Annotated in this window: 13 protein-coding genes; 4 read left to right on the top strand and 9 right to left on the bottom strand. The window is 44.4% G+C overall.

All coding sequences use genetic code 11. From position 1 onward, the window contains the following. On the top strand, nt 1-1,041 hold the full coding sequence (gene ribF / locus CXF65_RS12735; RefSeq protein ID WP_101212339.1) for a riboflavin biosynthesis protein RibF: 1,041 nt from the start codon (nt 1-3) through the stop codon (nt 1,039-1,041). A 149-nt stretch (nt 1,042-1,190) separates the two neighbouring features. Here ribF and CXF65_RS12730 read toward each other — a convergent pair whose 3' ends face one another. The 4 genes from CXF65_RS12730 to CXF65_RS12715 all read right to left on the bottom strand — a co-directional run bounded on the left by CXF65_RS12730 (nt 1,191) and on the right by CXF65_RS12715 (nt 6,336). Further along, the gene (locus CXF65_RS12730; protein ID WP_101212337.1) at nt 1,191-1,430 is read right to left on the bottom strand and encodes a DUF2789 family protein; all 240 of its coding nucleotides are present in this window, start codon (nt 1,428-1,430) and stop codon (nt 1,191-1,193) included. A 214-nt stretch (nt 1,431-1,644) separates the two neighbouring features. Beyond that, the gene (locus CXF65_RS12725) at nt 1,645-2,628 is read right to left on the bottom strand and encodes a malate dehydrogenase (protein WP_101212575.1); all 984 of its coding nucleotides are present in this window, start codon (nt 2,626-2,628) and stop codon (nt 1,645-1,647) included. Nucleotides 2,629-3,007: 379 nt separating this feature from the next. Next, entirely contained in the window at nt 3,008-3,799 is a 792-nt protein-coding gene (locus CXF65_RS12720; RefSeq protein ID WP_227523270.1) for a hypothetical protein, read from the bottom strand. A 512-nt stretch (nt 3,800-4,311) separates the two neighbouring features. After that, a complete protein-coding gene (locus tag CXF65_RS12715) occupies nt 4,312-6,336 on the bottom strand; it encodes a lytic transglycosylase domain-containing protein (RefSeq protein ID WP_264754741.1) in 2,025 nt (674 codons plus the stop codon). Nucleotides 6,337-7,003: 667 nt separating this feature from the next. On the opposite strand from CXF65_RS12715, the gene miaB reads away from it, so the two are divergent. Beyond that, complete coding sequence (miaB, locus tag CXF65_RS12710) at nt 7,004-8,497, top strand: tRNA (N6-isopentenyl adenosine(37)-C2)-methylthiotransferase MiaB (RefSeq protein WP_101212335.1); 1,494 nt, start codon at nt 7,004-7,006, stop codon at nt 8,495-8,497. 103 nt (nt 8,498-8,600) lie between these two features. Here miaB and CXF65_RS12705 read toward each other — a convergent pair whose 3' ends face one another. From CXF65_RS12705 to CXF65_RS12690, 4 genes are all read right to left on the bottom strand, one after another. Beyond that, nucleotides 8,601-9,338, bottom strand: coding sequence for a LysE family translocator (locus tag CXF65_RS12705; RefSeq protein WP_101212334.1), 738 nt, complete (start codon nt 9,336-9,338; stop codon nt 8,601-8,603). A gap of 141 nt (nt 9,339-9,479) precedes the next feature. Beyond that, nucleotides 9,480-10,730, bottom strand: a complete 1,251-nt coding sequence (gene argE / locus CXF65_RS12700; protein WP_227523268.1) for an acetylornithine deacetylase — start codon at nt 10,728-10,730, stop codon at nt 9,480-9,482. A gap of 33 nt (nt 10,731-10,763) precedes the next feature. Continuing rightward, nucleotides 10,764-11,246: a nucleoside deaminase gene (locus CXF65_RS12695; protein ID WP_101212332.1), complete on the bottom strand. Its 483-nt coding sequence runs from the start codon at nt 11,244-11,246 to the stop codon at nt 10,764-10,766. A 59-nt stretch (nt 11,247-11,305) separates the two neighbouring features. Beyond that, nucleotides 11,306-11,971: a UPF0149 family protein gene (locus tag CXF65_RS12690; RefSeq protein ID WP_101212330.1), complete on the bottom strand. Its 666-nt coding sequence runs from the start codon at nt 11,969-11,971 to the stop codon at nt 11,306-11,308. 207 nt (nt 11,972-12,178) lie between these two features. On the opposite strand from CXF65_RS12690, the gene CXF65_RS12685 reads away from it, so the two are divergent. Together CXF65_RS12685 and CXF65_RS12680 are read left to right on the top strand one after the other, a co-directional pair. Next, on the top strand, nt 12,179-12,619 hold the full coding sequence (locus CXF65_RS12685) for a hypothetical protein (RefSeq protein WP_025652387.1): 441 nt from the start codon (nt 12,179-12,181) through the stop codon (nt 12,617-12,619). A 255-nt stretch (nt 12,620-12,874) separates the two neighbouring features. Further along, entirely contained in the window at nt 12,875-13,351 is a 477-nt protein-coding gene (locus CXF65_RS12680; protein ID WP_101212328.1) for a cell division protein ZapA, read from the top strand. Nucleotides 13,352-13,447: 96 nt separating this feature from the next. On the opposite strand, the gene CXF65_RS12675 is transcribed toward CXF65_RS12680, so the two are convergent. After that, a complete protein-coding gene (locus CXF65_RS12675) occupies nt 13,448-13,810 on the bottom strand; it encodes a hypothetical protein (protein WP_227523267.1) in 363 nt (120 codons plus the stop codon). Between the last annotated feature and the right edge of the window lie 87 nt (nt 13,811-13,897).

Raw genomic sequence — 13,897 nt, 5'->3', positions numbered from 1 at the left:
ATGAATACCTACTTTCTTGAGCAACTGATTGCGTCGCCGAGCGCTTTGCCTACCAACACTAGCCCGATAGACCTAGCACCTTGCGTGTTGACTATCGGTAATTTCGATGGCGTCCATCTGGGTCATCAAGCGATGCTGTCCCAAGTTCGGGAGATTGCCCAAGCACAAAACCTTGGCTCTGCCGTCATGATATTTGAGCCACAACCTCGTGAGTTTTTTGCCCCTGACACTGCCCCTGTGCGCCTGACCAATTTGGCAGAAAAACAAGCATTGCTCGCCGAATATGGTGTTGAAACTTTGATTGTAGCAGGCTTTGATGCTGATTTTCGATCGCTATCGGCCAAGGCCTTTGCGGATATTTTGGCACTGCGCTTAAACGTCAAATCCTTGGTGTTGGGTGATGACTTTAAATTTGGTCATGACCGTACTGGCGACAGTCAGTTTTTGCGGGATTATGGCTTAGATGTGACCAACCTACATACGGTTACTGATCGTAGTGAAAAAGCGGCACGTATTAGCTCCACTCGCGTTCGCGACTTATTATTGGCTGGCGACCTTGACGCTGCTAATGCGCTACTTGGTCGCGATTATGCCATGACAGGATTGGTAGTCGGCGGTGATAAAATCGGTCGCACTATGGACTTCCCTACGGCGAATATTGACTTAAAACGCTTAAAGCCAGCCTTACATGGTATATTTGCCGTCGATGTGGTGAGTCTAGATGATGATGGCGAAGTCATCACCAATGGTTTGACTACACAAGCAACTGATGGAAAAATAGGCGTGGCAGGCTTGCGTCCGCATAGCTTATTTGGCACCGCCAGCATTGGTATCAGACCTTCTATTGATAAAGAGCATAACTGGCGTTTGGAAGTGCACTTTCCAGAGTTGCAAGCGGATTTGTATGACCTAACTCTACAGGTACGCTTTTTACATTACCTACATGGTGAACGTCATTATGATGGCTTAGAGGCGCTAAAAGTCGGTATCCATAACGATGTAAAAGCGTTACTCGAATGGCGAGCCGAGCAGCCTAGTTAGCATCTTAACTAAAATTATTATAATTGAGATATAGAACAGCAAAAACCCACAATTTTAAATTTATAGAATTGTGGGTTTTTTAATCGACTTATTATTTGTTTTTAAACTTATAGTCAAAATATCCTAAAAACGCGACGGTATTGCTGATTTTATGCGTCTGGATGCATCCGCACATTTAGCTCATCAATAGTCTCAACCCATGCAGCATCTTGCGTCCACTCTTCTTGTAAAAACATCCGTTGACTGTCATTCCAGACATCAGATTTTATCAACTCTTCGTTTTTAGTCAGTTGATGCTTTTCAATAAAACTACTAATCGCTTCGTCAGAGCTATCTAGTCCTAATTGGGCGAATAACTCATTCATACTATATTCAGGTTCACCTAGCATACTTTTTCTCCTTAAATACTACCGGTTTAATTGTCTTTATTATTTAGAATACACCACTTCATTGTAGCAAGCTTGATACTAATAGCTGTTAATCAACGTTTAGCTAACGTTAGCAATTGTATTGATGGTTACTCAAGACATAAAAAAGCCCTCTAATGACAGAAGGCTTCTCTCTATACTACTTTTAATATTACTGTATCAATAGATTATCTGCTTATGGTAGCAAATGTGATACTGCATCACGCTCTTCGCTAAGCTCTTGTTCAGTGGCTGCCATTTTCTCTTTTGAGAAATCCGATGACACGTCAACGCCGTCTACGATAGACCAGTCGCCGTTAGCACAGGTCACTGGGAATGAGTAGATCAAGCCTTCAGCAATACCGTATTCGCCGTTTGAGTAAACGCCCATAGAGACCCAATCATTCTCATCGCTACCTAGCGCCCATGTACGTACATGGGCAATGGCTGCGTTGGCCGCAGAAGCAGCAGATGATGCACCGCGAGCTTTAATGATTGCAGCGCCGCGTTGTTGTACTTCTGGGATATAAGTACCTTCGTACCACTCACGATCGACTAAATCTAGTGCTGGCTTGCCGTTTACAGTTGCAGCCGTTAGATCTGGATACTGAGTTGATGAATGGTTACCCCAAATGATCATTTTTTTCACGTCATTAACGGTGCTGTCCGTTTTGCCAGCCAACTGTGCCATCGCACGGTTATGATCTAGGCGAGTCATAGCCGTAAAATTACGTGGATCTAAATCTGGTGCATTACGCTGAGCGATAAGCGCATTGGTGTTCGCAGGGTTGCCGACGACCAATACTTTTACATCACGGCTAGCAACGTCGTTCAGTGCTTTACCTTGCGCTGAGAAAATCGCAGCATTGGCTTCTAGCAAATCTTTACGTTCCATACCTGGGCCACGCGGACGTGAACCGACTAGCAGAGCATAGTCAACATCTTTGAATGCAACGGTCGCATCATCAGTTTGAACGATACCGGCCAATAATGGAAATGCACAGTCTTCTAATTCCATGACCACACCCTTTAGGGCGTCAAGTGCTGGGGCGATTTCAAGCAATTGCAAAATAACTGGCTGATCTTTACCTAGCATCTCACCAGAGGCAATACGAAATAACATAGCATAGCTGATATTACCAGCGGCACCAGTGACGGCAACACGTAAAGGCTGTTTCATTGACATTGAATACTCCCTAATTATAGATTAGATAATTCACGATTCTAATGAATAGTTCTGATTAATGATTCTAATGGATGGTTCTGATTGATGAATATCGTTTGAGATAGCGATCTGCTCACTGTATATAGCAGTCATAAACCGATAGCTAGTGTAGCACCTCAGCCTATTAATCGTCTAGAGAAAGCAAGAAGGCTATGCACGACTATATTGTTACATTTTATACGGATAGCAAGACAAAGCTGATAACAAAGCCTTTGGTATAAAGGTTTAAGAATAAAGAGAAGGGGATAAAAAAAACAGTGTTAGCAACAATAATTTAAGAGCAATCCTGTTTGTAAATTAACACATATCAATCAATTAGCCGTCGCAAAGGACGTTACTTACCACCTGAAATAATGAACTTTTTGCCGCAATTGTCTACTACCTCATTACAGCTACCAAATTCGCTACCTTCATAGCAAACATGGACATCGGTCAATATTGTCTGGCGTCGACTGCCCGCTTGGCAAATTAAGTCGATGCTAGAAGCTGGCATACCACTATTAAGGCGGGTCATCTGCCCAATAAAACGTGATTTTGAGACAGTATAACTGTTGCCCGTATTCAGCTCGTTAGGCAGTTTTAGAGCGCTGGCATAGTTCGTGATTTGGCGAAAATAATTGCTGGCACTCAATGGACTACAGGCACCATAATGTTGCCATACTTGGCTACGTACCGTGGTGTCTGGCATGATGCGATTGACAACTTTTAGCTGCAATGGGGTCAGACGTGGCTCGGCACCACGCCCGCAGCGCTCGCCATAACCCATATCCAGACCTGATACGGTTAACGAATAACCCTCTAAACATTGACGCATACGCGCTCGTGTTGGCTGCAAGCTACACAGTGCCGGTGTCATCTCAATCATCAGTACCCGCTGCCCGCTTTTAACAGCGCTGGCCGCATGAGCTGGCATCAGCATCGCGCTTTGTAGCACTAGCAAGGCAGCACCACTCATCGCCGTATACCCTTTATCCTTACACTTTCTACTTATCGCAGGCTTTTTGCTTACTGCATCGTCGTTCAATAATGCAGATGGCTTAATGGGCGTTGATGTCGACAGCACATCCACCCGCGTCTGATCCGGTAACTGACGATTAGTTTGCGATAATCTAGCGTGCACTGACATAGTCAGATTGAAATATTTTTTGATCATAAGGGATTAAGGCATCTAGCAATGATAAAAGAGTGGGTAAGCTTGGATAAAAGTAATCAAAGTAGCAATATTCATCAAACCAAGCTAAAAATAAACCAACAAAAAATACGGACACTAACTAAAGCAATGGTAGCAAAATGCTTTTTTTAATCTATAGCAGAAACGTAAACATCACTTAAGTGTCGCTTAAACAGAAGAAGTAGCATGAAAACTGCTTAGAAGACAAACAACTATGGGGAATGAAAAGTAATATCGAACCATCACGCACTGCTGATATCAATTTTTCTTGCTTGCTGTGCCTGCGCAGACGGAGGCGACAAAAAATTGATATCAGCAATAGCGTCGCGTTTTTAGGATGTTTTGACTATGCCTTGCAGAAGAACAACTGATTGGTGCAAATACAATTTGTATTTAAAAATAAATCGGTAAAAAAAAGAAACCATTAACAGTTTAGTTAATGGTTTCTTTTTTGCTAAGTGAGCACTTTAGAATGCAGCAGGAATCGTTCCCATGCGTTGACTAATAGGCTGACTACGACCCAATAAGCTACTATAAATCGTGGCGTTTTCCATGACATGCTTCACATAATTGCGCGTTTCCGGAAAAGCAATTGACTCAACGTATTGGTCAGCATCGAGTGAACCATAAACTGGCTGCCAGCGCTTGGCATTATTAGGACCTGCATTATAGCCGGCTGTTGCCAGTACTGGCTGATAGTTTAATTTGCCCAAGATATCACCCATATACCAAGTCCCATAACGGATATTGGTATCGCCACTGTTAGCGCGACTGGCACTATAAGTCTCACCTAAATTACGGGCGATATATTTTGCTGTATCAGGCATGACTTGCATCAACCCACTGGCACCAACACCTGAGCGCGCTGAGGCTACAAATCGACTCTCTTGACGCATGATGCCATAAGCCCATGCCGGATCAATCCCCGCTGATTGGCTGTAGCGAACGACGGCATCTTGGTGCGGCATCGGATGCGATAAAGCCAAGCTGTCGACTCTGTCAGTATTGTCCACAGCATAAATTGCTCGATCGAGCCAGCCCATGTCATGTGCCAAGCTCGCCGCAGCGATAATCAAATTATCATCACGATTGTCACGTGCTTGCTTGACAGCCCAATTCCATTCACGATTGGCATAGGCACGACTGGCATCAGCATTGTATAAAGCAAACGCCCGAGCGAAGTTAGCGTTTTGCATGACGCGTGCACGATCGGCAGTACTGACATTTGGCAAGTTGCTACCACCCAAACGACTGGCATCAAAACGTTGACCGGCTTTGTCTTTTGCCATTAAGCCGTAATACTCATTACTTTTTGCCAAATTCTGATACATCTTCTTAGCGGTATTGCGCTTGTTAGCATCGCTTGATTGCTCATAAGCACGTGCCAACCAATATTGCCATTGATTGCCTTTTTGCGTTTCACTGTCCATGTGAGCGATGGCCTCGACCACATCATCCCAACGCCCAAAGCGAATGGCCGCCATGGCGTAGTCTTCGGCTTCTTCAAAGTTAAAGTCATCGTCTAAGCTACTACGGAACCAATCAACCGCCTCAGCATTAAAGCCATCATCGGTATTATGGTTCATACGTTGCACCCCAAGGGTACGATACGCATAGCGACGCGTCTCATCATTTAACAATCTCGCTGAACGCTGATTGTCTTGCTTGATATCAAAATCTAGCTGCAACGCGGCTGCACGATAAGATTTATCTGCTAGGCGGCCCATCGCATATAAGTACAAGTATTGATTGGTTTGACTGTTTGGCTCACGGGTAAAACGGGTAAAAAATGAAGACGGGCTCAGCTGAATCTCACTGAGTGCAGAATAAGGAATAGGCGTGCCCAGACGTGACGACAACGCCATGATATCGCCCGTTTTACCCTTACGTAGCATGCGCTTCAGGCGTGCCGCTCGATCTTGATTGCTAATCATAGGGTTGTTGTTCATCTCCATCGCCAGCTGATCACACAAGGCGGGTTGCTTTTTGGTCGTCAGCCAAACATCCGGCTTGGCTGCCATGGCGCGCATGGTATCGCCACCATTATTAAACCCAAGCGCAACGGCGCACTTCTCACTGGCATCGGCATTGGTGATCAAATTTGCCACTTGGCGTACTGAGGCATAATCATTAGAGCCTGCTTTGGTTTCCGCAAAATCAGCCACGAGCTTTTCGGCCATGACCGTATCTGGATATTGACGCACAAACTGCGACACTGCTGCCGAGCTTTGGGAATTTAGATCTAAATTCATCCGCCAGTAAGTCGGATACATCGCAAACAAACCGCCACTCATCATTTGCTCATAATTATAGAGCGCACTGACATCACCACGATCGGCGGCGATGGCTGCTGCCGTGAATGAGTCAATACTGCTGTCTTGCTGATAAGTGCCGTAAGATACTGGCTCAGCACACGCCACCTGAGACAAACCTAAGGCGCCCATTGCCGTGGCGACACTCAGCGCTCCAATGCGCAGCGATCTGGTATTCATAGGACTGGCTTGCTCGCTAGTCTTGGCTGTGGGTATGGCATTGACGTCATAACTGTCGCTATGGTTACGTTTGGCAGCGCGGCGCTTTGTCATACTTACTCTCTTTATCATCGTAGTGGTATTTAATCGTTGGCTTGTCGGTGCTTATCTTTGTTGAGGAAATGTTTTATCAAGAATAATGTTTTGTCGAGGACACTCTTAGAATAGGCTCATCATACTATAGTTGTTTAACTTTCAACCAGCATCCTTACCATTTGTTAATAATTAGGACAGCAGCACGAAACATAAAAGTGATAGAAGCATAAAAATGATAATAGTATGGCTAACTCGTAGAGATAAACAATAAAATTTTCCATAATAAGACAAATTAGCTGCGCCTTACCAATATCCACTACTTACGGTAGTAATATTGATCCGCCTTAGCACTAATTTATGCATGCCTACCTTTAGCATCAACAACAGTACAAGCTAAATACTTTATTAAAGGTTAGCGATTTTCAATCTCTGCTCTATTATTGATAAGCAATTGATACTATTATGAATAATTTATCCTGATTATAATCGAAAGCACACGCTTACTTTTCACATTGGCACAGGGTTGTGATAAAATACGCCACCTGTTAATCGCTTACCCCGCTACATTTTAGTCAATCATGGACTTATCCTTATGAGTGTTACTGTATTTAATCCCCGCATTAATGACGCTGCCGTTGCTGAGACGACTGTCACCGCGCCTGCTGTCACTGCACTCAACGAGCCAAGTTCAGCCCAAACGCCTGTCAATAAAGCGCCGACTAAAAAGGTGTTTGTCACCACGCAGGGCTGTCAGATGAATGTCTATGACTCTGGCAAAATGCTCGACGTGCTGGGTGATTCACACGGTATGGAAGTGACGCACGATATCGACGAAGCCGATGTGCTGCTAATGAACACCTGCTCCATTCGTGAAAAAGCGCAAGAAAAAGTCTTTTCAGAATTAGGTCGCTGGCGCAAGTTAAAAGAAAAACGTCCTGACCTCGTGATCGGTGTCGGCGGCTGTGTGGCCTCGCAAGAAGGCGATAACATTCAAAAGCGCGCACCTTATGTCGATATGGTTTTTGGCCCACAAACCTTGCATCGTTTGCCTGAACTCTATGATCAATCAAACGAGCAACGTGAAATTGCGCCTAAGAATCGTATCGGTACGGTAGATGTATCCTTCCCTAGTATCGAGAAGTTTGACTTTTTACCTGAGCCGCGCGTTGAAGGCTATAAGGCCTTTGTATCCATTATGGAAGGCTGCTCAAAGTATTGTTCATTCTGCGTTGTTCCTTATACGCGCGGTGAAGAGTTATCGCGTCCACTGGATGATGTATTAGCAGAGATTGACAGCTTAGCTGAGCAAGGCGTGCGTGAAATCAATCTATTGGGTCAAAACGTCAACGGCTATCGCGGCCAAAAAGATGATGGCAGTATTTGCCGTTTCGCAGAACTACTGCATTATGTCTCGCACGTCGATGGTGTCGAGCGCATTCGTTATACCACCAGTCATCCATTAGAATTTACCGACGATATCATTGATGCTTATGCGCAATTACCAGAGCTGGTATCGCACTTGCATTTGCCAGTACAAAGTGGCTCGAACGCTATCCTCGCGGCGATGAAGCGTAACCATACCATTGATGTTTATATCAACCAGATCAATAAGCTCAAAGCCATTCGCCCTGATATTCACTTATCGAGCGACTTTATCATTGGTTTCCCCGGTGAGACGGAGCAAGACTTCCAAGATACCTTGAACTTGGCAAAAGAATTAAACTTCGATCATTCGTATAGCTTTATTTACTCTAAGCGTCCGGGTACGCCAGCAGCAGAATTACCCGATGATGTGAGCTTCAAGACTAAAAAAGAGCGATTAGCTGAATTCCAAAAAGTCATCATCGACTCAACGCTCGCCAAAACCCATGAAATGGTTGGCACTACCACTCGTGTATTGGTTGAGCAAGTCGCCAATCGTCATCCTGATTGCTTAATCGGTACGGCGGATAATACACGTACGGTCATGTTCCCTTATGACGTTGATACAATGGATGAAATGTTGGGTAAAATCGTGAGCGTACGTATTACTGACTTTGTGAGTCCGCATATGGTGAAAGGTGAGCTAGTCGAGGTATTGGCTTAAATTTTTAGAAAAATTGAATGAATGAAAAAGCCGTTCGCTATTTAATAGTGAACGGCTTTTTTATGAGTAAGCCCAAGGCCTGTTAAATTGCTGACAAAGACCTTTAAGCCATAAAACTATTCAACACTTCAGCCAATAACGCCGCGGCAATTAAAATAAATATCACCCCGCAGCCGCGATTTAGCCATGCCAAACGCTCGCCAACATCCAGCCAGCCCGCCAGCTTCTTGCCACCGAGCGTATAAACGATTTGCCAAATCGTCTCGCTCAAAAACAACCCTACGGTCAATAGAATATATTGTGGCCATAGCGGCGCACTGAAATTGATAAATTTAGGAAAGAAAGCAGCGAAGAATAAAATAGCTTTGGGATTGGACAATGATACCCAAATACCGGTACGAAATAAGGTGCTATTACTTGGCGATACTTTGACCGCCGCACTAGATAGCGAGCGCGGCTGCGGCATTTCTTTATCTGTCATAGTTTGCATCGTATCAGGATAGTCAGCCGCCACTTCTTCGCCCATTTCGCGAGCATCATTCATCAAGCTGCCCTCGCCTGCATCACGCCATGAGCTGATACCCAAATAAATTAGATATGCTGCGCCTACTGCTTTAATAACAGTGAGCAGCCAAGGTGATTGGCGACTGATCGCATCCAATCCGAGCAACGTAGAAAGTAGCAGAATGAACAAACCAAGGCTTAATCCTGCCAGCGTCCATAGCGTCCGCTTCACGCCGTAGTTCATACCATATTGAAACGCTAAGAGCATGTTGGGACCAGGGGTCGCCGAGATAAAAAACGTACTTGCAAAAAATATCGCAAACAGATGCCAAGACATCGACCAACCCCTACTCTTTTATTTAGAATAAATTGAATACGCGAAAAAATTAAAAAAATAAACACCGCCATAAAGACGGTGTATTTTATGCTAGCTCGCGACTTACTGATAATAGAAAAAAGCTGTTTCTGATTTAATCCATCAGTTGACTGTGCAGCTGTCTAATAGCTTCTCTAAAAAACCATCACAACGTTCAATTTCGCTTAGCTCAACATATTCATCGGCTTTATGAGCCTGCTCGATACTACCCGGACCGCAGATAATTGTGGGGATGCCGCTATTGGTAAACTGACCACCCTCAGTCGCATAAGCGACTTTATGACGTTTATCATCACCCGTCAGAGCAGCTATTAACGCTTGTAACTCGGCGCTGTCGCTATCGGTCATTGCTGGTACGCTTTCTTCTTGCATCAGCTCAATACCCGTCTCCGGCGCGCGTGCTTTCATTTGTGCGCTGAGCTCTGCAACCTTCGCCTGAATCGGCGCGAGGATATCGTCTTGAGTCATATGCGGCAGATTGCGATAGTCAAAGGTAAACTCACATAGATTGGGGACAATATTGGTCGCCGTGCCACCTTTTATTGTGCCTACAGACAGTGTCGAATAAGGCACATCAAACAGTGCATCATTATCACTACGATGACTGATCTCTTCCGCTAAGGTATCAACATAACCAATCAAACGACTGGCATAGCTAATAGCGTTGACGCCCTGTGCAGTCAATGACGAATGCGCAGACTTGCCATGCACACGGCAACGATAAACCGCGATGCCTTTATGTGCCACCACCATCGTCATCTTGGTCGGCTCGCCAACGATACAATAATCAGGGGTGATACCCCGTGCTTTTAAATCTGCCAATATTAATGGTGCACCCAAACAGCCTACTTCTTCATCAAATGATAAAGCCAAATATAATGGACGACGTAGCTGACCATTTTTAGATAGCTTTGCAGCTTGTGGCAATAGCGTCAAGGCACAGGCGATAAAGCCTTTCATATCACAAGCGCCGCGTCCATATAGCTTGTCACCACGAATGGTCGCGGTGAACGGCTCTGACGTCCATTCTTGCCCATCGACTGGCACGACATCAGTATGACCAGATAGCACGAGACCATGATTGACTTCGTCAGCATTTGCCCCTGCTGGCACAGTAACGAATAAATTGGCTTTATTTTTGGCTTCGTTAAAAGTCAAATCGACTGTTAAGCCTAATTGCTCGCAGTACGCTTTTACATCTTCAATTAGGGCTAAGTTTGAATACCGACTGACGGTATCAAAGCCAATTAAGCGCGTGAGCCAATCAATACTTTGAGTGGGATAAGCAGTAGTTGCCAAGGTTTGTCTGTTATTATCAGTGCTATTATTATCGATGCTGTTCTTTATAGTCATAAAACATCCTTATTACGGTATAAAATAAAAGAGCTACCCTCTTTGCAATGAGCGACGCTGTAATGCTTTGACTTCTTCATCCAAGCCTGCAATCGGACCTTCTACTGGTACGTTTGGCGCCACTTCTTGAATACTCAATGAGTTGATGGGCGATGTTGAGGTCACGCCCATCTCCTCCATCCATTTTCCTAACTGCTTTGAGGAGCTAACGTAGACGATACGACCAAGACCTGCCCATGCATGAGCCGCCGAGCACATGGCACAATGCTCACCTGAGGTATAAACCACGGCTTTGGCACGCGCATCCGCTGTCATGTTTTGCGCGGCCCATTGTGCAACAGCAATTTCAGGATGATAAGTCGCGTCGACCGAATTAGCACGGTTACGATCTTCGCGTAATACCTGACCATCACTATCGACCAATACGCTACCAAAAGGTTTATCACCCGCTTCTAGCGCTTCGGCTGCAAGCGCCACACAGCGACGCAAATGCTGCATATCATGGTCAGTTATCATCTCAGACTCCTCTTTATTCTTTTACCGCAACACATCATTTGTATTGCCAATCACATCACTTATGATGGATGATTTTGATTCATAATATCAACGACTGGCGGCATTGGTTTTGGCTTAGTATTAGAAGCCTTACCTTCAGCTTGTAGCTCTTTGGTGGTTTTGGCATCGATAGCCAGTCCCGAAATCAGCGCAATATCTTTGACAGGCTTACGCTGGCGGGTGGCAAAGCTCACTGGTACCATACGCGCAAACTCATAGATATGCAGATAAGACTCTTCACCACCTTCAAAGTCTTCGTCATCTTCTAAACGAATCCCGCCGATTTTAGCCAAATCCGATAGCATCTCGTTTTCATCGCTACTCAGACGGCAATCAGTAATACCAAAACCCGTCATAAAGCCATTCGCCCACTGTTTCAGTGCCATCACGCGCTCGTACAAGTCATGTTCATCATCTGGTACCAGCGGCGTATACGAATAAGCGTCGTCTTTGTCTTTTAACTGAAACACGGTGTCCTCCGCTTCTTCAGTCAACAAGGTTAGTGCTTCATCAGGCAATGGCGCAAAACTCAGCTCCTCAAACACCTTGGCCCATACCTTTTCACCAGGTGCATCGCAAGCGGTCATCAGTCCCGTCATTAAGCCGTGTACCTCACTGATAGACACGTCAGTCCAATCGTCAAACGCGGCCAGCCATGTATTCCAGCCAGAGATATTATCATTCATAATAGATGTCCTAGTAATTGATTAGTAGTGTTAAATAGAAACAGATGCCGCGCACTATCATTAATAAAGCGGCGGCTGATAGAAGTTACGAAACAAAGCGGCATACAATTACTTTGTTGATATAGATATTATGCGGTCACCTATGGCATTATTAAACGCAGAGAACAAAATTCATTCACGCTTACTTGTTAAGGATAAAAACTGACTATGTATGATCAACTTAGAATATTAGAAAAAATGATACTCGACATCAAAAAACAGTATCAGCTTGTCAGTGCTGAACTTAGCAGCCTCAAACAACACCCTGTTACCGATCCCAAAGAACTTACCGCACTGCAAAGCAAGCTGGATAGCAGTTATACAGAACGTGACGGTGCCAAAAAACAGCTGAACGATCTCGATAAGCGCTATCAAAATCTGGCAGAGGCCCATCATATGATCGGTGAAGAGCAAGATAAACTGCAAAAGCAAATCAGCCAATTACAACAAGAAAACAGCGAGCTGCTACAGCATAATAATGAATTAAAGCAGCAGTACAGCGATATCAAACAGCAAAACAGCGACTTACAAAAGAAGAATCAGTTGGCCGCTGAACGGACGCAAGTGGTGTTAAAACGCTTAACCCGTATCGATCAAGCAGAAGGTTGATACATAGCGGCACGAGATAGTCAGTGGTGAGTTTGGCTTAAGTCTTTTTGCTTAAATAACTTTATTATCGATAAAAGCCACGTTGACTAAGTGCCTTTATTATCAACTGTCTTAGCTATCAAGTGCTTTAGCTATTAAGTGCTTTAGTTATCAAGTACCTTCATTATTAAAAATACAGCGTTGATTAAGCCACTAGACTCACACTTATAATCTCTTATATTACTCACTTTAATGACATATATTGTAGGATTTATCATGACTGATGACCAGACCAACCCTTTAAACAAGCAAGCGCCAAACAATCCATCACAAAATAACCAACTACCAACCAATGGGCTTAAATCCCAAAGAATCGCGCCAAATACTTCAGCTGCAAATACTTCAGCTCCACAGAGCGGCGCTGCTAAACCTGCGCCTAAAACAAACAGCACTCCTGAGCCACAAATCAAAAAAGTAGATATTGCGATTGCTGGGGTGACCTATCCCATCTATTGCCCAGTGCACGAGCAAGAAGAGCTACACTCAGCCGTCTCTTATATCAATAATTATGCGCTCGACCTAAAACGCGATGCGCCAAGCCTGAGCCAAGAGAGCTTGCTAGTACTGTGCTGCTTAAATTTATACGAGAAAATTCATACTTATCAAAGAAGCGATGAAGATCGTATTCAAGGAGATAAACAGTCTGAAGCATTGCTCAATAAAATCATGAAAGATGCACACTCTATCTTGTAAGTTTGTACTGATATTAAATTAGCATTCTAAAAAGACAAGCGCTTAGCTGATGACAGCTAAGCGCTTATTTTTTGACGATAACCAGTAAACACTGCGTTAATCTGCAGAGCTATAAACCTTGCCAGCATGAAAGTCCGCTTGATGCTCGTAGTTGCAAAAGAACAGTTCTTTATTAACTTGCGGATTGCTGTCACTTGAATTACTGTCACTTAAATGACTGGCACTTGAATTACTGGCACTTAAATGACTGGCACTGTCGCTACTTGCCACCAAGTTCGGCTTAGTTTCTAAGACGCCGCGATATTCAGCCAAGCTATTACCACAAAAATCGCAGTGACGCGGTGTGGTCACATCACCATCTTTTGGCATCATGCTTCTAGGCGCACGCGGGTACATAAACTTATAAAAGCCCCACATCACAATCCAGATAATAATTATCATCATAATAGCAGCGAACACAGCATTGCTCCTTAGAGTATGGATTAAGACTTTATAAACTTAACGCTGCAGGCTGAGCGCATAGATACGGAAGATACTGAACGAATA

Origin of the sequence: Psychrobacter sp. Sarcosine-3u-12 (assembly GCF_002836005.1) — a bacterium.
Taxonomy (GTDB): domain Bacteria; phylum Pseudomonadota; class Gammaproteobacteria; order Pseudomonadales; family Moraxellaceae; genus Psychrobacter; species Psychrobacter okhotskensis.
This window is presented reverse-complemented; position numbering and strand designations above follow the sequence as displayed.